16 protein-coding genes are annotated in these 17,706 nt (G+C 68.3%); 6 read left to right on the forward strand and 10 right to left on the reverse strand.

Annotation, left to right across the window (positions count from 1 at the left end; all coding sequences use genetic code 11):
• Positions 1-75 precede the first annotated feature (75 nt).
• The 4 genes from ileS to B4K74_RS05770 all read right to left on the reverse strand — a co-directional run bounded on the left by ileS (position 76) and on the right by B4K74_RS05770 (position 5,505).
• The gene (ileS, locus tag B4K74_RS05755) at positions 76-3,015 is read right to left on the reverse strand and encodes an isoleucine--tRNA ligase (protein WP_286692138.1); all 2,940 of its coding nucleotides are present in this window, start codon (positions 3,013-3,015) and stop codon (positions 76-78) included.
• A gap of 144 nt (positions 3,016-3,159) precedes the next feature.
• Complete coding sequence (locus B4K74_RS05760; protein ID WP_286692139.1) at positions 3,160-4,134, reverse strand: bifunctional riboflavin kinase/FAD synthetase; 975 nt, start codon at positions 4,132-4,134, stop codon at positions 3,160-3,162.
• A 1-nt stretch (position 4,135) separates the two neighbouring features.
• Positions 4,136-4,597, reverse strand: coding sequence for a MaoC family dehydratase (locus tag B4K74_RS05765; RefSeq protein ID WP_123287505.1), 462 nt, complete (start codon positions 4,595-4,597; stop codon positions 4,136-4,138).
• A gap of 38 nt (positions 4,598-4,635) precedes the next feature.
• On the reverse strand, positions 4,636-5,505 hold the full coding sequence (locus tag B4K74_RS05770) for a TIGR01459 family HAD-type hydrolase (RefSeq protein ID WP_286692140.1): 870 nt from the start codon (positions 5,503-5,505) through the stop codon (positions 4,636-4,638).
• Positions 5,506-5,647: 142 nt separating this feature from the next.
• Here B4K74_RS05770 and B4K74_RS05775 point away from each other — a divergent pair, with 142 nt between their 5' ends.
• Both B4K74_RS05775 and B4K74_RS05780 read left to right on the forward strand, forming a co-directional pair.
• Entirely contained in the window at positions 5,648-5,998 is a 351-nt protein-coding gene (locus B4K74_RS05775) for a glycine zipper 2TM domain-containing protein (protein ID WP_286692141.1), read from the forward strand.
• A gap of 48 nt (positions 5,999-6,046) precedes the next feature.
• Complete coding sequence (locus tag B4K74_RS05780; RefSeq protein WP_286692142.1) at positions 6,047-6,265, forward strand: hypothetical protein; 219 nt, start codon at positions 6,047-6,049, stop codon at positions 6,263-6,265.
• On the opposite strand, the gene B4K74_RS05785 is transcribed toward B4K74_RS05780, so the two are convergent.
• Positions 6,262-7,536, reverse strand: a complete 1,275-nt coding sequence (locus B4K74_RS05785) for an EAL domain-containing protein (RefSeq protein ID WP_286692143.1) — start codon at positions 7,534-7,536, stop codon at positions 6,262-6,264. The genes B4K74_RS05780 and B4K74_RS05785 overlap by 4 nt on opposite strands.
• Before the next feature lie 120 nt (positions 7,537-7,656).
• Here B4K74_RS05785 and B4K74_RS05790 point away from each other — a divergent pair, with 120 nt between their 5' ends.
• Positions 7,657-8,427 carry an SDR family NAD(P)-dependent oxidoreductase gene (locus B4K74_RS05790; RefSeq protein WP_286692144.1) on the forward strand — a complete coding sequence of 257 codons (771 nt, stop codon included), beginning with the start codon at positions 7,657-7,659 and terminating at the stop codon, positions 8,425-8,427.
• Positions 8,417-9,364: a lysophospholipid acyltransferase family protein gene (locus B4K74_RS05795; protein WP_286692145.1), complete on the forward strand. Its 948-nt coding sequence runs from the start codon at positions 8,417-8,419 to the stop codon at positions 9,362-9,364. Before B4K74_RS05790 ends, B4K74_RS05795 begins: the two co-directional genes overlap by 11 nt.
• Here B4K74_RS05795 and B4K74_RS05800 read toward each other — a convergent pair.
• From B4K74_RS05800 to xseA, 4 genes are all read right to left on the reverse strand, one after another.
• Positions 9,319-9,828, reverse strand: coding sequence for a response regulator (locus B4K74_RS05800; protein WP_123287490.1), 510 nt, complete (start codon positions 9,826-9,828; stop codon positions 9,319-9,321). The two genes, B4K74_RS05795 and B4K74_RS05800, sit on opposite strands and share 46 nt — an antisense overlap.
• Positions 9,829-9,927: 99 nt before the next feature.
• Entirely contained in the window at positions 9,928-10,758 is an 831-nt protein-coding gene (locus B4K74_RS05805) for a M23 family metallopeptidase (protein WP_286692146.1), read from the reverse strand.
• The gene (locus tag B4K74_RS05810; protein ID WP_286692147.1) at positions 10,755-10,982 is read right to left on the reverse strand and encodes a DUF2093 domain-containing protein; all 228 of its coding nucleotides are present in this window, start codon (positions 10,980-10,982) and stop codon (positions 10,755-10,757) included. Before B4K74_RS05810 ends, B4K74_RS05805 begins: the two co-directional genes overlap by 4 nt.
• A gap of 38 nt (positions 10,983-11,020) precedes the next feature.
• Entirely contained in the window at positions 11,021-12,496 is a 1,476-nt protein-coding gene (gene xseA / locus B4K74_RS05815; protein WP_286692148.1) for an exodeoxyribonuclease VII large subunit, read from the reverse strand.
• 82 nt (positions 12,497-12,578) lie between these two features.
• Here xseA and purD point away from each other — a divergent pair, with 82 nt between their 5' ends.
• On the forward strand, positions 12,579-13,862 hold the full coding sequence (purD, locus tag B4K74_RS05820) for a phosphoribosylamine--glycine ligase (protein WP_286692149.1): 1,284 nt from the start codon (positions 12,579-12,581) through the stop codon (positions 13,860-13,862).
• Between the two features lies 1 nt (position 13,863).
• Here the strand turns inward: purD and B4K74_RS05825 are convergent, their stop codons facing one another.
• Entirely contained in the window at positions 13,864-16,137 is a 2,274-nt protein-coding gene (locus B4K74_RS05825; RefSeq protein WP_286692150.1) for an ATP-binding protein, read from the reverse strand.
• A 126-nt stretch (positions 16,138-16,263) separates the two neighbouring features.
• Between B4K74_RS05825 and B4K74_RS05830 the strand changes: the two genes are divergently transcribed.
• The gene (locus B4K74_RS05830) at positions 16,264-17,676 is read left to right on the forward strand and encodes a sensor histidine kinase (protein ID WP_286692151.1); all 1,413 of its coding nucleotides are present in this window, start codon (positions 16,264-16,266) and stop codon (positions 17,674-17,676) included.
• Positions 17,677-17,706 lie beyond the last annotated feature (30 nt).

A 17,706-nucleotide genomic window follows, 5' to 3' on the forward strand; every position in this document is an offset into this window, starting at 1 on the left:
GATCACAGCGGACGTGGGGGTGTGGCCGATATTATCCCTTCTCCCGTTGGGACCCGCCGGGAGAGGGGAGGGAGATTACCCCTTCCGGGCGTCCAGCCAGCGGACGGCGTCGGCGTCGCGGGCGCTGAGGTCGGGGTAGTCGGGGTCGGAGCCGACGTCGGGCACGCGGCGCCAGGAGCGGGCGCATTTGGGGTGGTCGGCGGTGTTGATGCGGGCGGTGACGGTGTCGCCGCCTGAGGACAGTTCGGCGCCGGAGGTGCGGAACACCTCTGCGGCATCCAGCCCCTCGAAGGCCGTCATCAGCTCGGCCGGCAGGGTCACCGTGGGCCAGGCGTCGAGGGCGCCGCCGATGATCTTGTCGCGGCGGGCGGCCTCGAGGGCTTCATTGACGGTTTCCAGCACGGTCCAGACCTTGTCCCAGCGCGCAGCCTCTGCGTCGTTCTGCCATTCGGCGGGGGTGTCGGGGATGATGCGGGCACAGTTGGTGCCGGCGCCATCATCGCTCTGGGGGGGGTAGCGGGTCGTCCAGGCCTCTTCCATGGTGAAGGGGGTCAGGGGGGCCAGCCAGGCGGTGAGGCGCAGGAAGACCTCGTGCATGACGGTGCGGGCGGCCCGCCTGCGGATCGCGTCGGGGCGGTCGCAATAGAGGCTGTCCTTGCGGACGTCGAAATAGAGGGCCGACAGGTCGCCCGAGCAGAATTCGATCACCGGACGGACGACGTCCTGGAAATCATAGGTGTCATAGGCCTGGCGGACCTGGCCATCCAGCTGCCACAGCCGGTGCAGGATGAAACGTTCCAGCGGCGGCATCTGGTCCAGCGGCAGGCGCTCGGCCTCGTCAAAGTCGGCCAGCGCGCCCAGCAGATAGCGGACGGTATTGCGCAGCTTACGATAGGCCTCGACCGTGGTCTGGAGGATCTGTTTGCCGATGCGCTGGTCCTCGGCATAGTCGACCAGGGCCACCCACAGACGCAGGATGTCGGCGCCCGATTCCTTGATGACGGTCGCCGGGTCGGTGGTGTTGCCCAGCGACTTGGACATCTTCTTGCCCTGCTCGTCCTGGGTGAAGCCGTGGGTGAGGACGGCCTTGTAGGGCGCGCGGCCACGGGTGCCGCAGCCTTCCAGCAGGTTGGACTGGAACCAGCCGCGGTGCTGGTCGGAGCCTTCCAGATAGAGGTCGGCGGGCCAGTGCGAGGGGCGGTCGCCCTGATAGCCGTGCTCGGGCGTACGCGGCTCGAGCGTGAAGGCGTGGGTGCAGCCCGAGTCGAACCAGACATCGAGGATGTCGGTGACCTTTTCATACTGGTCGGGATCGTGGACGCCGAGGAAGTCGGCATCGGGGGTCTCGAACCAGGCATCGGCGCCCCCGGCCTGGATGGCGGCGAGGATACGCGCATCGACGGCGTCGTCGTGCAGGGGCTGGCCGGTGTGCTTGTCGACGAACATGGCCAGAGGCGTGCCCCAGGCGCGCTGGCGGCTGATCAGCCAGTCGGGGCGATCCTCGACCATGGAGCGGATGCGATTCTTGCCCGCTGCCGGGTGGAAGGTGGTGGCGTCGATGGCCTTGAGCGCGGTCTCGCGCAGGGTCTCACCCGACTTGAGCGGTTGATCCATGCGGATGAACCACTGGGGGGTGTTGCGGAAGATGATCGGCGCCTTGGACCGCCAGCTGTGCGGATAGGAGTGCTCCATCCGGCCGCGGGCCAGCAGATTGCCCGCCTCGATCAGCTTTTCGGTGACGACCTTGTTGGCGGCGCCGAACTTGCCGATCTTGTCCTTCTTGCCCTCGGTCTCCAGCACCTTGAGCCCGGCGAACAGGGGCACGTGCGGATAGTAGGCGCCGTCGGCGTCGACCGTCTCGGGCACTTCCTTGTGGCCGTGGGCCTTCCACACCTCATAGTCGTCGGCACCGTGGCCGGGGGCGGTGTGGACGAAGCCGGTGCCGGCGTCGTCGGTCACGTGGTCGCCGGCCAGCAGGGGCACGGCATAGCCATAGCCGGGGTCGAGCGCGGCCAGCGGGTGGGCGCACTCCAGCCCCGAGGGATTGATGTCGCCGAGGCGGGTCGTACTGGCGATCTTCGCAGCCTTGAAAACCTCTTCCGCCAGCTTGTCGGCGAGGATCAGCCGGTCGCCCGGTTTGGCCCAGGGCTCGAACTCGAGGCCCTCTTCCATGGCGGTGACCTCATAGACGCCATAGGCGATCTCCGGGCCGTAGCTGATGGCGCGGTTGGCCGGGATGGTCCAGGGCGTGGTCGTCCAGATGACGATCGCGGGCGTGGCGTGGCGGAAGGCCAGCAGGTCGTCGTCGTGGTCGTCGGTGGCGCCGGTGACCGGGAATTTCACCCAGATCGTGGGCGAGACATGGTCGTGATACTCGATCTCCGCCTCGGCAAGCGCAGTGCGCTCGACCGGCGACCACATGACGGGTTTGGAGCCACGGTACAGCTGGCCCGAATTCTTGAACCTGTGGAACTCGGCGACGATGGCGGCCTCGGTGCCATAGTCCATGGTGGCATAGCGGTTGGCCCAGTCGGCGGTGACGCCGAGGCGCTTGAACTGCTCGCGCTGGACGTCGATCCAGCCCTCGGCATAGGTGCGGCAGGCCGCGCGGAACTCGGCCTTGGAGACCTCTTCCTTGCGGCGGCCTTTGGCGCGGAACTGTTCCTCGATCTTCCATTCGATCGGCAGGCCGTGGCAGTCCCAGCCGGGGACATAGTCGACGTCAAAGCCCAGCAGGAAGCGGCTGCGGACCACGAAGTCCTTCAGCGTCTTGTTCAGCGCATGGCCGATGTGGATGTCGCCATTGGCATAGGGCGGGCCGTCGTGCAGCACATAGAGGGGGGCGTTCTGCGACTGACGCTCGGCGCGCAGGCGGGCGTAGAGGTCGCCCCAGGCCTCGAGGATCTCGGGCTCCTTCTTGGGCAGGCCGCCGCGCATGGGGAAGGGCGTCTCGGGCAGGAAGACGGTGTCGCGATAGTCGCGGCCAGTGGGAGCAGTATCGCCGGTGTCGGCCATGGGTCAGTCTCGTGTCGTTGATCGTTCGCGTGAAGTTTGATTCCGCTGCTTGAGCGGGGCATCCCGGCGTGCGCGAGGCGTCAGGCCTGCGGCGCTACGCCGGGCGGCTAATCGAAATCACACGGATCACGCGGACGGTCATGGTCAGGCCGGTCTAGCAGAGGCGGCGGGCGATGCGCCAGCCGAAACCGCCAGCGCGGCGCGGGCGGCAGCCGCATCGGCCTCGATCTGGACCTTCAGGGCGTCGAGGCCGTCGAAGGTCATCTCGGGGCGGAGGAAGGCGACCAGATCGGTCTCGACCGTCTGGCCGTAGAGGTCGTCGTCGAAGTCGAACAGCCAGACCTCGAGCAGGGGCTGCTCCAGCAGATACATGGGGCGGACGCCGAGGCTGGCGACGCCGTCGATGACGCGACCGTCGGCCAGACGGGTGCGGGTGGCGTACACGCCATAGGCCGGGCGCATATAGTCGCCGAGCGCGATGTTGAGGGTCGGCACGCCGATGGTACGGCCGCGCTTGTCGCCATGGATGACCTCGCCCTCGATGGCGAAGGGGCGGCCGAGGATGGCGGTGGCGCGGGCCATGTCTCCGGCCTGCAGGGCCTCGCGCACGGCGCTGGAGGACAGTTTCAGGCCGTGGGCGTCGTCGACGCGGGCGACCGGGCTGACGGTGAAGCCGGCGGTTTCGCCATAGCGGGCGAGGGCCTCGGGCGAGCCGGAGCGGCCCTTGCCGAAGGTGAAGTCAAAGCCGACGGCGGCGTGTTTGATCCCAAGACCTCCGCCCAGCACATCCAGCGCAAAGGCCTGATCGCTCAGGGCGGCCATGTCGGCGTCGAAGGGCAGGCGGTAGAGGCGGTCGACGCCGAGGCCGTCCAGGGCGCGCTCCATCTGGCCGGGCGACATCAGGCGGAAGGGGGCGGCCTCGGGCTGGAACCAGCGGCGGGGATGGGGCTCGAAGCTGACGACACCCAGCGGCAGGCTGCGCGCTGTGGCGACCGCGCGGGCGGCGTCGATGACGGCCTGATGGCCCCGGTGGACGCCGTCAAAGGCGCCGATGGCGACGGCGGCCCCCGTGTCGGCAGGGGCAAGGTCGCGCCAGTCCGGGATGACCGTCAGGGACACGTCAGCTCTTGGCGGGGCGGCGACGACGGGGGACGCGGACGGTCGCCTCGCCGTCCATGACCAGATCCTCGCCGACCAGACCTTCGCAGCGCAGGACGACACGGGCCGTCTCGGCATCCATGGAAGCCACGCTGATGCGAGCGACCACAACGTCGCCGATCTTGACCGGCTTGTGGAAGCTGGTGCGCTGGCTGAGGAATATGGCGCCGGCGCCGGGCAGGATCATGCCGACCACGGCCGAGCCGAAGGAGGCGCTGAGCAGGCCGTGGGCGATGCGGCCGCGATAGGCGGTCTTTGAGGCAAAGGCCTCGTCCATATGGACCGGGTTGAAATCGTCGGAGGCCTCGGCGAACTGCTGGATGCGGGCTTCGGTGACCTCGACGGCCTTTTCGGCGGTCATGCCGACGTAAAGCTCTTCGAAGATATAGCCCCCGGAGGGGTGCTGCTGGACCGTCTGTGTCATGGGGCGGTGTTAACGCCGGAATCAGGGAATGGCGAGCCTTACCAGGCGAGGTCCAGGGCGGCGTAGCGGGCAGAGGTGCCTTCCGCGACCAGCAGGGCCCCGGCGAGGGCGGGATCCAGCAGGCCGTCCGGGCCGCGCGCGGCATCGCCATGAATGCCCTGGGCGATGAACAGACAGTCGAGGTCTTGCTGCTCAGCCCCCAGTACATCGGTGATGACGCCGTCGCCGATGCACAGCACGCGGGACCGGTCGACGGGCCCCGGGGGGTGCCGCCCGGCCTCGGTCAGGGCCAGCTCATAGATGGGGGCAAAGGGCTTGCCGGCCATGACCACGGGGCCGCCCAGCTGCGCATAGAGGTCGGCCAGCGAGCCGCCGCAATAGATCAGGGTGTCGCCGCGCTGGACCACGCGGTCGGGGTTGGCGCAGATCAGGTCGATGCCGCGCGCGGCGGCGGTCGACAGCTCGGCGCGGTAGTCCTCGGGCGTCTCGGTGGTGTCGTCGCGGGGGCCCGTGACCGAGACGAAGGCGGCCCTGGCCACGTCCTCGGTGACCTCGAGGCCGAGGCCGGCATAGAGGGGGGCGTCGCGCGGCGGGCCGATGATCAGCGCCGGGCCGGGGGCGCGCTTGGCCAGCTCCATCCGGGTGGCATCGCCCGAGGTGACAAAGCCGTCCCAGGCGGCGCGCGGCACGCCGAGACTGTCCAGCTGGGCCACCACATCCGAGGCCGGCCGCGGCGAGTTGGAGATCAGCACGACCGTGCCGCCCTGATCGCGGAAGGCCTGAAGCGCGGCGCACGGGCCGGGCCAGCTCTCGCGGCCGTTATGGATCACCCCCCAGACGTCACACAGCAGCAGGTCATAGTCGTCCGCAACGGCGGACAGGCGGGGCAGGGGGGAGGGCAGGGTCATGGCGCCGTGGTTAGCCGAGGGAGCGGGGTGGGGGAAGGGTGTGCGACCCCTGTCCTTCTCCCGCAAGGGGAGAAGGCCCACGAACGCCGGAACGGCCCCCTCGCCCCGGCGTTCGAGCATGGGGGTCAGAGGGAGAGACGACATGCGGTCCATAGTGACGATGACGACGGTGGCGGCCTGCGGGCTGATGCTGAAGGGGTGCGCGACGACGGGGTATGGCGACTATGCCTCGGCCTGCGAGCGCGACTATGCGCGCAACCGCGAGCTGGCGACGGGCGCAGGCGCAGCGCTGGGTGCGGCCGTGGGGGCGGCGGTTGCCGGCGAGGGCAATCGCGAGGAAGGAGCCGCCATCGGCGCCATCGCCGGGGCCCTGATCGGTCGCGAGCTGTCGGAGGAGGAGGATCCCTGCGGCTATGGCTTTGGCGGCTACAACGACGACTATCGCTATGGCCGCGAGCGGGTCTACTGGCGGGACGACAACCGGCGCTGGTGATGGAACGGGGTGCGGCCTGACCGGTTTAATTCCGGACAGGAGGTATCTATGAACAAGATCACGACGCTACTGACCGCCGCCGCTCTGGCCACCAGCCTTGCGGCCTGCGGCTCCGAGACAGAGACCAATGACATCTCTGAGGCCATGCCCGACACGCCCGACATCAGCGAGACGGCCGCCGACGAGCAGGTCGTGCGCGAGGGTGTCCCCCCGAGCGAACTCACCGATGAGACGACCTCGACGCCCGAGCCGGACCCGGTCGATTAACCCACCCGACGCCGTTGCTCCGCGCTGCGCAGCGTGGAGCGGAGGAAGTCGGCGGGGGGGTCGGTTTCGGCGAGGACCTGTTCCTTGATGGCGCGGGGTTCGCCGAACAGGTGGCCTTGACCCATGGAGACGTCGAGCTCGAGGATGTCGACGATCTGGCGTTCGCTTTCGCACTTTTCGGCGATCACCTCGATGCCGTAGCGGCGGGTGAGGGCGGCGAAGTCGGCGGCCTGGATGTCGCGCAGGCTGGGCAGCGGCGAGCCACCGTCGAGGTCGAGCAGTTGTTCGATCAGCAGGTCGGCGGCGACCTTGACGAAGCGGACGTCGGAGCGCTGCAGGTCGGCGAAGTCGAGGTCGAGCGTCTGGACCTTGTCGATCGAGAAGCGGAACCCGAGGTCGGCCAGCTTGGCCATGTTGCGGGCCTCGACCGCGCCACGCGCGTCGAAGGTGGCCTGACCCAGTTCGAAGATCAGCGACTGATTCAGGTCGCGGTTTTCATTCAGGAAATGCAGGAACTGGGGGAAGAAGGTTTCATCGCCCAGCGAGGACAGGGCGACATTGCAGAAGACGCCGACCTTGCGGTCCTGACGCGCGAGGCGGCGCACGATCTGGGCACAGCGGAACAGCAGCAGATTGTCGATGGCGGGGACCAGGCCCTCGCCCTCGGCGACCGAGAGGTATTCCGCCGGCATCATGACGCGGTCGGTGGAGTCGCGCAGGCGGGTGAAGCTTTCGTAGAAGACGGTGCGGCGCTGGGGCAGGGTCACGACCGGCTGGAGATAGAGGTCGACGCGGCCCTCGGTCAGGGCATCGTGGACAGTGCGCAGCAGGGCGTGGGACTGGGCCTGACGGCGGCCCTCGAAGGTGTCGGTGGCGGCCGGGGCGGGGGTGGACAGGCGCTCGTCGATGCTGGCGCTCATCTGCTGGATCAGGCCCTCGAGCATGCGGACCTCGCCCGTCAGTTCGTCGGTGCGGTTGAGGGCGCCGGATTCAATCGCCTGGGCCAGTTCGGTCAGGGCGCCCTGGGTGGTTTCCAGCGCATCGGCCAGCAGGCGGTGGGCATCGCGAACCTGGGCGATCTCGGCCTTGAGGGCACGCTCGCGACCGTGGCCGGTGAGGTAGAGGTGAATGACGCCCAGCACGCCCAGCGCGCCGAGGGCAGCGGCGACACCGGCACCCGCGCCCAGACCACCACGCCAGATGAGCGCCCCGACCGTCATGGACAGGAAGAGGTAGCTGAAGATCAGGGCGGTACGAGTAAGCGTGCGCATCAGGGCCGTCTGTCCGGTGTTCCCGAAGGAATCGATCCAGTATCGGGCTATCGGCCCGCTGCGGCTAGGGTTATTCAGAAAGAATCGGTGGACAGCGATAACCTGAGGAGTGACGCGCACATGGAACTGTTTGACCTGACCGGCAAGGTGGCGGTGATTACGGGCTCGTCGCGGGGGATCGGCAAGGCCATCGCCGAGCGGATGGCCGAGCATGGCGCCCATGTCGTCATCTCGTCGCGCAAGGCCGGACCCTGCGATGAGGTGGCCGCCGAGATCAATGAACGCTTCGGCGAGGGACGGGCGATCGCCGTGCCGTGCAACATCGCCTCGAAGGAAGACCTGCAGCGGCTGGTCGATACGACGATCGGCACCTGGGGCAAGATCGACATCCTGGTCTGCAATGCTGCGTCCAACCCCTATGCCGGGCCGATGGCGGGCATTTCGGACGAGCAGTTCGACAAGATCCTGCAGAACAATGTGGTCTCGAACCACTGGCTGGTCCAGATGGTCGCGCCGGGCATGCTGGAGCGCAAGGACGGCTCGGTGATCATCGTCTCGTCGATCGGCGGCCTGCGCGGCAATGCCCTGATCGGGGCCTATAATGTGTCCAAGGCCGCTGACATGCAGCTGGCGCGCAATCTGGCGGTCGAATGGGGGCCGTCCAATGTGCGGGTCAACTGTATCGCGCCGGGCCTGATCAAGACCGACTTTGCCCGGTATCTGTGGGAGAACCCCGAGATCCTGAAGGTGGCGACCGACCCGGCCCCGCTGCGCCGGATCGGCCAGCCGGACGAGATCGCCGGGGCCGCCGTCTATCTGGCCGCGCCGGCCTCGACCTATATGACCGGCCAGACCCTGGTGGTGGACGGTGGGATCACCATTGCCTGGTGAGACTGAAAAGTCTGTCAGCTTTCGCCAGGACCTGATCTGGCGGGTGGAGGCGGCGGGGTTTGCCGCCTTTATCGGCCTGATGCGGATGCTGGGGGTCGAGCGGGCCTCGGCGCTGGGTGGCTGGCTGCTCCGGACGCTGGGACCGAAGACGGGCACGCAGAAGACGGTGATGCGCAATCTGCGGATCGCCTTTCCCGATATGCCGGAGGCCGAGCGCGAGGCGCTGGCGATGGCTCAGTGGGAACAGACCGGACGGGCCTTTGCCGAGACGGCGGTCATGGATCTGCTTGTCAGGCAAAACCGGATTGAGGTCGTCGGGCTGGAGCGGCTGCATGCCATTCGGGACAGCGGCAAGCCGGTGGTCTTCGCGGGCGGCCATTTCGCCAATATCGAGACGCTTGCGGCGACCATCACCGGCTCGGGGGTGCCGTGCCAGATCACCTATCGCGCGGCCAACAACCCCTATGTCGATGCCCAGATCATCGCGGCGCGGGCGCGCTATGGCGTGAAACTGTTCGCGCCCAAGGGGGGGGATGGCGCGCGCGAACTGCTGGCCGGTATGGCGCGCGGCGAGTCGGTCGCCCTGATGAACGACCAGAAGTTTTCGGAGGGGCCGGAGGTGACCTTCTTTGGCCAGCCGGTCAATGCGGCCCCGGGGCCGAGCCGGCTGGCGCTGCGTTTCGGAACCGTGCTGCAGCCGATGTCGACGGTCAGGCTGCCGGGCGTGCGGTTCAGGGTGACGGTCTATGAGCCCATCGAACTGGAACGGACCGGCGACCGGCAGGCGGATATCGCGCGCGGGGTACAGGCGATCACGAGCTTTATCGAAGAGCGGGTGCGCGAGAGCCCGGTCGACTGGTTCTGGGTGCACAAACGCTGGCCCGACCGGGTCTATGCGTCGCTGGAGTCCCGGCCCGCATCGGTCGAGCGGCGGTAGGGGCCCTTGAAGATCTTGGAGGCGGACCGGCGGCGGTCGGGGCCGAAATAGCCGTCGGTCTTCACGAACGGGCGCGGTTTGTAGATGACCGCATTCATCCGCTCGAGAATCGCCTTGGCGGTGATCGGCTTGACCACAAACTCGGTGACGCCGGCGTCACGCGCCTCGACTACGCGGCTCTTTTCCGAGTGGCCGGTCATCATGATGATGGGCAGATAGGGGTTGGTGCTGTCGGGGCTGTTGCGGACCAGGCGCGTAAACTCGACGCCGTCCAGCGGGAACATGTTGAAGTCAACGATGGCGAGGTCGAACACATCGGTGCGCAGGGCATCGAGCGCGGCCGAGCCGTCCGCGACCTCGCGAATCTTGCGGATGCCCGCAGACTGAAGGATGGCCGAGGTGATCGCACGCATGTGCTGGTTGTCGTCCACGAGGAGGATGTGAATCGACTGAAGGGACGACATGAAGACACAGGAAGGCTGGGCCCGCGCGGGGGCGTTGATTTGTTACATCCTAGTCATGAATGCGGTCCGGGTCCAAGGGGAGAAACCCGGTGTTCTGCGTCAGACCCGCAGCAGCAGGGAGGGATCGAGGTTGCGATCCCGCCATTTCATCCGCCAGCACAGGTGGGGTCCGGTCGCCCGGCCACGCGCGCCGACCCGGCCGATCAACTGGCCACGATAGACGGTCTGGCCGACCGAGACCTCGACCCGGGACTGGTGCAGATAGGCGGTGATCAATCCCTGACCGTGGTCGATAAAGATCAGGCCGCCTTCATAGTGGAAGTCGCTCTCGGCCAGGGTGACAAGGCCGGCGGCGGGAGCGGTGATGGGGGCGCCGGTCGGGGCGCCGAGGTCGACGCCGTAATGGGGCTGGGCCGGGGTGCCGTTGAGAATCCGCTGGCTGCCCCAGGCGCTGGTGACCCGCATGGTCTCAAGCGGCGCGGAAAAGCCTTCGCGGAAATAGTCGGCGTCGAGGCGGCTGGCATAGGCCTCGGCCTTCACGGCGGCCTGTTCACGAATGCGGGCCAGAAGGGCCGGGTCCTGGGGCGCAACAGTGGAGGGCGGCAGGCCGCTGATGCTGTGGCTGGGGAACTGGCCCTGCGCGAGCGTGACTTCGGTGCTCTGCTCGCGGCTGCCCGAGCGGGCGGTGATCCGGTGGCTGAGTGGGGCGTCGCGGTCAAAGCCGACGATGAACCAGCCGTCGGCCGAGGCGGTGGTCAGGGCCTCGCCGTCCAGAAAGACGAGGGCGCGGGGCCAGGTGCGGCCGATCAGATGCCCGCCCTGAACGGGCCGGCCCTGAAGGTTGAACGGGTCGTCCTGGGCCCGGGCGCCCGAGGCCATCATGCCGGAGACCGCCAGGCCGGAGAGGAGGGCGCGGCGATCGAGCGTCATTTCGGCGGGGCCAGGTTCTGGACGGCTTCTTCGGGGCCGTAATAGGCTTCCTGACGGGCGACGCTCCAGTAGCGCAGGGCCGGAAGCGGGATGGGGCGGCCGCTGACGGCGCAGCGCACAAAGGACCCGCTGGTCATGATGACGAAATCGCCGTCGGCATAGCGCAGCCGCGCTTCCTGCCCATCCACCCGGCTCTGGCCGGTCCTGTCGCCCCTCACGTCCATGGCGCCAGTCTAGCGTGCGCCGGAAATTACGGAAGCGGTCAGAACAGGTCGCCCTGATCGGGTGGCGGCGGCGCAACACGGCGCGTTTTCTGGGCCGGTGGGGGAGGGGGAGCGGGTTCCGGGGCCGTACCGCCTTCGGCGCGAACATCGACCTGCCCGTCGGCGAAGACCAGGCCGAGCGCCTGTCCCGGCGCGATCTGGCCGGCGGCGGTCAGCCACTGGCCGTCCCCGGCCTCGACCCGTGCAAAGCCGGGCTTGGGCGTGCGCGGGTTGAGGCTGTTCAGCGCCCGCGACAGGGTGATCAGCGACTGGGTGCCCCGGTCGAGGGCGCGGGGCGGGACGGACAGCTTTTCGGACAGGGTGGCCAGCCGGGTCGCGCGGCGCTCCAGCCCCCGATCCAGCAGGCCCCGGCCCAGACGCCCCTGAAGCACGGCCAGCCGGTGCTGGTGGACGGCGACATTGCGGCCCAGCGCCGAGCCGAGCCGGCTGGAGGCATGGTCCAGCCGCTGACGGGCCAGACCCAGCAGGTCCTCGGGCCGTTTCGGCAGGCCCCGGGCGGTGGCGCGCAGACGGGTGCGGCGATCCTCGATCAGGCGGGCGGCGCCCTGCAGGCGGCGGCGCTCAAGGTCAGCGAGCGTGGCGACCAGCTCGGCCCGAACGGGGGTGAGGATCTCGGCCGCGCCCGTCGGGGTCGGCGCACGCCGGTCGGAGACGAAGTCGATCAGAGTGGTGTCGGTCTCATGGCCCACGGCCGAGACCAGCGGGATGGAGCAGGCCGCGATGGCGCGGGCCAGGTCCTCATCGTTGAAGGGCCACAGGTCCTCGACCGAGCCGCCGCCACGCGCCACGACCAGCACATCGGGGCGGGGGACGGGGCCGCCGGGCGTCAGGGCCTCGAACCCGCGGATGGCGGCGGCCACCTGACGGGCGGCGACCTCGCCCTGGACGACCACGGGCCAGACCAGAACATGGCAGGGCCAGCGCTCGCGGATCCGGTGCAGGATGTCTCGGATCACCGCCCCGGTCGGGCTGGTGATGACGCCGATGACGTGGGGGTAGCCGGGCAGGGCGACCTTGCGGCCCGGCTCGAACAGGCCCTCGTCGCGGAGTTTCGCCTTCAGCCGTTCCAGCTGGGCCAGCAGGGCGCCGGCGCCGGCGGCCTCCATGCTATCGATGACGATCTGATAGCTGGAGCGCGCCGGATAGCTGGTGATCTTGCCGGTGACGATGACCTCAAGCCCGGTCTCGGGCTGGATCGACAGGCCGCGCACCTGCCCCTTCCACACCACACCGTCCAGTGAGGCCTTGTCGTCCTTGAGCGTCAGATAGACGTGGCCCGAGGCGTGGCGATTGACCTTGGAAATCTCGCCGCGCAGCCGGACATGGCCGAACCGGTCCTCGAGCGTGCGCTTGAGGGCGAAGGCCAGCTCGGAGATCGAGACAGGCGGATTGTTGTCGCCGGGGGGAGGGGCGACCGCGGCGGGTCCTTCGAAGGCGTAGGAATCGTCGGTCATGGGCGTTCAGGCTTAGACCCCCGGGACGGTTGCAGGCAACGCCCCGCTTGACCGGGCGGGCGCGGGCGGTCATGTCGCGGGCATGAATATCCTCCTCGTCGGATCGGGTGGGCGCGAGCATGCGCTGGCCTGGAAAATCGCCAAATCTCCCCTGTGCCGCCGGCTGGTGGTGGCGCCGGGCAATCCGGGCATGGCGAAGCTGGGCGAGATGCGCGCGGACGTGAAGGCCGATGATGCCGAGTCGCTGGCGGCGCTGGCGCGCGAGATCAAGGCCGATCTGGTGGTCGTGGGGCCGGAGATGGCGCTGGAGGCCGGGCTGGCCGACCGGCTGGATGCGGTGGGCATCCCCTGTTTCGGGCCGACCGCAAGGGCCGCGCGGCTGGAGACATCCAAGGCCTTTGCCAAGGAGTTTCTGGAGCGCCACGACATTCCGACGGCGGGTTACGGGGTCTATGAGACCCTGAAGGATGCGCGCGAGGCGCTGAAGGTGTTCAGGCCGCCCTATGTGATCAAGGCCGACGGTCTGGCGGCGGGCAAGGGCGTGGCGATCAGCCCGGACCGCAAGGATGCCGAGGCCGAGATCGAGCGCATGCTGGGCGGCCGGTTCGGAAGCGCCGGGGCCCGGGTGGTCATCGAGGAGTTCATGGAGGGCGAGGAGGGTTCGCTGTTCGCCCTGTGCGACGGCAGGACCGCGCGCTTGTTCGGCGGAGCCCAGGACCACAAGCGCGCCTTTGACGGAGATATGGGGCCGAACACCGGGGGCATGGGCGCCTATTCGCCGGCGCCGGTGTTCACGCCTGAACTGGTCGAGGCGGTCGAAAGCCGGATCGTCAAGCCGACCATGGCGGGCATGGCGGCGGAGGGAAATCCCTATCGCGGGGTGCTGTATGTGGGGCTGATGGCCACTGCCGAGGGGCCGCGCGTCGTCGAGTTCAACGCCCGCTTCGGCGACCCGGAATGCCAGGTGCTGATGATGCGGCTGAAGGGCGATGTGGTGCCGCTGCTGCTGGCCTGCGCGCGGGGGGATGTGAGCCGCGTGGCTGAGCCCGAGTTCCACGACGGGGTGGTCATCAGTGTGGTGATGGCGGCCAAGGGCTATCCGGACAGTCCGCTGACCGGATCGGTGATCCGCGGCGCCGATCAGGACTTTGGCCCGCATGTGCAGGTGTTCCACGCTGGAACCAGGCGGCGGGAAGACGGCAGTCTGGTCGCGTCGGGCGGGCGGGTGCTGAACGTCTGCGCGCGCGGGGCCGACATCGCCGAGGCGCGCGAGCGGGCCTATGCTGCCGTGCGCAAGATCGACTGGCCAGGCGGGTTTTACAGGTCCGACATCGGCTGGCGGGCGCTGGAGCCGCGCGAGGGGTAGGTCAGGCCGCCTGGCGGAGCTGGTCGGGCAGTTGCAGGACGGTTTCGATCAATTCGGCGGCGTCGAAGGGCTTGGCCAGATGGAGGTCGGCGCCGGCGGCCCGGGCGGCTGCCACATGTTCGGCCAGGGCATTGGCGGTCAGCATGACCACCGGCGTGCGCGGGCGGCCTTCGCGGGCCTCGAGGGCGCGGATTTCGCGGGTCGCGGTCAGGCCGTCCATGACCGGCATCTGCATGTCCATCAGGATGATGTCGAACTGATCGTCGCTACAGGCGTCGAGCGCCTGTTGGCCGTTCTCGACCAGCACCATACGGGCGTCGATCTGGGACAGGATCAGTTCGACGACCTTGCGGTTGGTCGGGTGGTCATCGGCGACCAGAACGCTGAGTCCGGCGCGACCTTCCGGGGCGGGTGCCTCGGGCATTGCGGCTGCTGGTGTGGCAGAGCGTTTCAATGGAACCATGAGGGTGAAGCACGATCCGCCGCCGGGCTCGCTTTCGCAGTCCAGGGTGCCGTCCATCATTTCCGCCAGCTGGCGGCAGATGGCGAGACCGAGGCCAGATCCGCCGAACTGCCGCGTGATACCGCCATCGGCCTGCTCGAACCGGCTGAACAGGCGGTCGCGTGTGGCCGCGTCAAAGCCGATGCCGCTGTCCGCGACGGCCAGACGGAGCGTCTCGCGGCCGGTCGCGTCGCGGTCCACGCCGACGGTCAATTGGACCATGCCTTCGGTGGTGAATTTGACGGCATTGGAGACCAGATTGGTCAGCACCTGCTTCAGACGGACGATGTCGCCTTCGATCCAGCGCGGACAGTCCTCGGCGATCTCGACCATATATTGCAGGCCTTTCTCGCGGGCGGTCTCGGCATAAAGCTGTGCCGCTTCCTCGACGGCCTGGTGCAGATCCATTGCCTCGGCGTTCAGCTGCAGGCGACCGGATTCAACGCGGGCGAGGTCGAGGATGTCGCTGAGCAGGATTTGCAGGGTCCGACCGGAGGCGTCGATCAGCTTGAGCATGTCGCGCTGGTCTTCGCTGAGGTCGGTATGGGACAGGGCCTGGGCGACGCCGATCACGCCGTTCAGGGGCGTGCGAATCTCGTGGCTCATATTGGCCAGGAACTGGCTCTTGGCGGCGTTGGCGGCCTCGGCGGCGTCGCGGGCCTCGGCCAGGGCTTCGGCATCGCGCTTGAGATCGGTGATATCGTTGACCACGGTGACGATGCCGCCTGCGGCCGTCATCCGGTCCTGCACGCGCAACCAGCGTCCGCCGGCGATGCGCTGCTCAAGGGTGACCGACAGGGCCCGACGCGCTTCGATCCGTTCATCGATCCATTCCTGCTCCCGGCCCACAGCCTCCTGGTACAGGTTCTCGGAGATGCCGATCTCGAGAATCTGGCGGAAGGTCATGCCGCGCTCAAGCCGCGTGGCGAGCTCGGGATTGACCTCGGAATAGCGCGCGTTCCACAGCACCAGCCTGTCCTCGGTATCGTAGAAGCCCAGGCCATCGGGCATGGCGTCGATGGCCTCGCGCAGCTGGCGGATGGCGCTGGTCCGCGACCAGTAGGTCAGGCCGATCGACGCGGCGGCCGCCAGACCCAGAACGCCCATGGCTGCAGCGATCACGGTCAGCACGAAGGTGCCTGAGAAGGCTGAGGGGTCAAGGGCGATCGCAGGACTTGCGTTGATCGTGACAGCGCCCATGGCCGTGAAATGCAGGGAGGCGATCGCCAGGGTGGCGAGCAGGGCGGCGCCGAGGATGCCTTTCCAGCCGCCCCGGGCATGAACCCAGCCTGCGGCGGCGGCAAACAGGGTGCCGATGACGACAGCAGCCACAACCACGGCCGGATCCCAGCTGACAAAGCCCTGAAGCCGGACGGCGGACATGCCGACAAAGTGCATGGCCGTGACACCGGCGATACCGAACATACCCGCCACCATCCGCGCCAGAACAGTCCGGCCCAGAAGTCCGATCAGGGTGGTGCCGACGCTGGCGATCAGGGCGATACCGAAAGATGCTGCCGTCAGGCCCAGGTCGTAGCGGAGCTCGAGGCCGGGGTCATAGCCAAGCATGCCGGTAAAGTGGGTGGTCCAGGCGGTGAGTCCCCCGGTCATGGCTGCCGCCAGACCGAGGGCGAGACGCAGACGTCCGCCGGAGTTTCGCGCGCGGTCGAACAGCGACAGGGCGGTCACCAGACCCCCGAAACAGACCGCAGCGGCCAGCGCCACCATCAGCCAGTTGTGCTGGGTTGTCAGACAGAGCAGGACGGCATTCACGAAGGCGGTATCCCCATGTTTGCCCCCTACGCTAGCGGACACAGGTGAAGATTCCGTACCCTGGCCTTGATTGGCGGGGGTTCGGGCCTGTCTTGCGGATTTCACAGTTCACGCGCATCACAGGACATGCCCGACGCCTCGAATCCTTCTCCTGTCGTCCCTTCGCCCGGGTCGCGGTTGTGGACGGCAGGGGCATCAGGGGGGCTGGCCGTCCTGATCCTGCTGGCGCTGGCGGTCTATGATCCGGAACACGCGCCGCCCCTCCTTGCCGGGGCGCTGTTGGTGGCGATCAGCACCTGGATGGTGGCACGCCAGCGGCCTGTGCCCGGGCAGCCCGAAACGGCACCCGTGGCCGACAGCCGTCCGGACACCCGCGCCGAGGGGCAGGCCGCCCTGCTGGAAGAGGTGTTCGAGACGGTCACCGATCCCATGATGGTCGTGCGCGGCGGCGAGCCAGACGACATGGCCGGTCGACGTATCCTGCTGGCCAACCGGGCGGCGCGGGACCTGCTGCGTATTCCGCGTGAGGGGGCGATCCTGGTGTCGGCCCTTCGTGATCCCGGCCTGCTGGAGGCGGTCGATGAGGCCCTGTTCGGGGGCGTCAGCCGCGAGACCGACTTCGATTCAGGCGGCGTGCAGGCCCGTCATTGGCGAGCGGTGACCCGTCAACTGCCGGGGTCGGACACGCAGACCCTGGCGCTGGTGATGCTGCGCGACGAGACCGATGTGCGGCGGATGGAGTTGATGCGCGTCGATTTCCTGGCCAATGCCAGCCACGAACTGCGGACGCCACTGGCCTCGCTGTCCGGCTTTATCGAGACGCTGAAGGGGCATGCGCGCGAGGACTCGGCGGCGCGGGACCGGTTCCTCGACATCATGGCGGCGCAGGCCGAGCGGATGACGCGTCTGGTCGCCGACCTGTTGTCGCTGAGCCGCATCGAGCTGAATGAACATGTGCCGCCGTCGGGGCATCTGGACCTGAGCCGGGCCACCGCCGATGTGGTCGATGCGCTGAGCGTGCTGACGCGCGACCACGGGGTGCAGATTGTCGTGGATTCACCGGACGAGGCGGTGCGGATCAAGGGGGAGCGGGACGAGATCGTCCAGGTGATCCAGAACCTGATCGACAATGCCATCAAATATTCGCCGCGCGACGGCCGGATCGAGGTCGAGATTCGCAGCGGGCTGACCCCGGCTGCTGCGGCGGCCGCTCGGATGCCGGGCGCGGCGCGCCTGCCGCTGCTGACGCCGGACCGGGATGATGGTCTGACCTATGCTGCTGTGACAGTGCGCGACCACGGGCCGGGCCTGTCGCGGGAGCATCTGCCGCGCCTGACAGAACGATTCTATCGCGTCGAAGGCCAGAAGAGCGGGGGGGACCGTCCGGGGACCGGACTGGGGCTGGCGATCGTCAAACACATCGTCAACCGGCACCGCGGAGGCCTGCTGGTCGAAAGTCTGCCGGGCGAGGGGGCGGCCTTTACCGCCTTCTTTCCGCTATCGAAACGCCGCGCTGTGACAGAACCCCTGACGGTGTAACCGAACTGTCATGGACCCGTCGTAATCCGC

It is taken from the genome of Brevundimonas sp. UBA2503, from assembly GCF_002341485.1.
Lineage (GTDB): Bacteria > Pseudomonadota > Alphaproteobacteria > Caulobacterales > Caulobacteraceae > Brevundimonas > Brevundimonas halotolerans.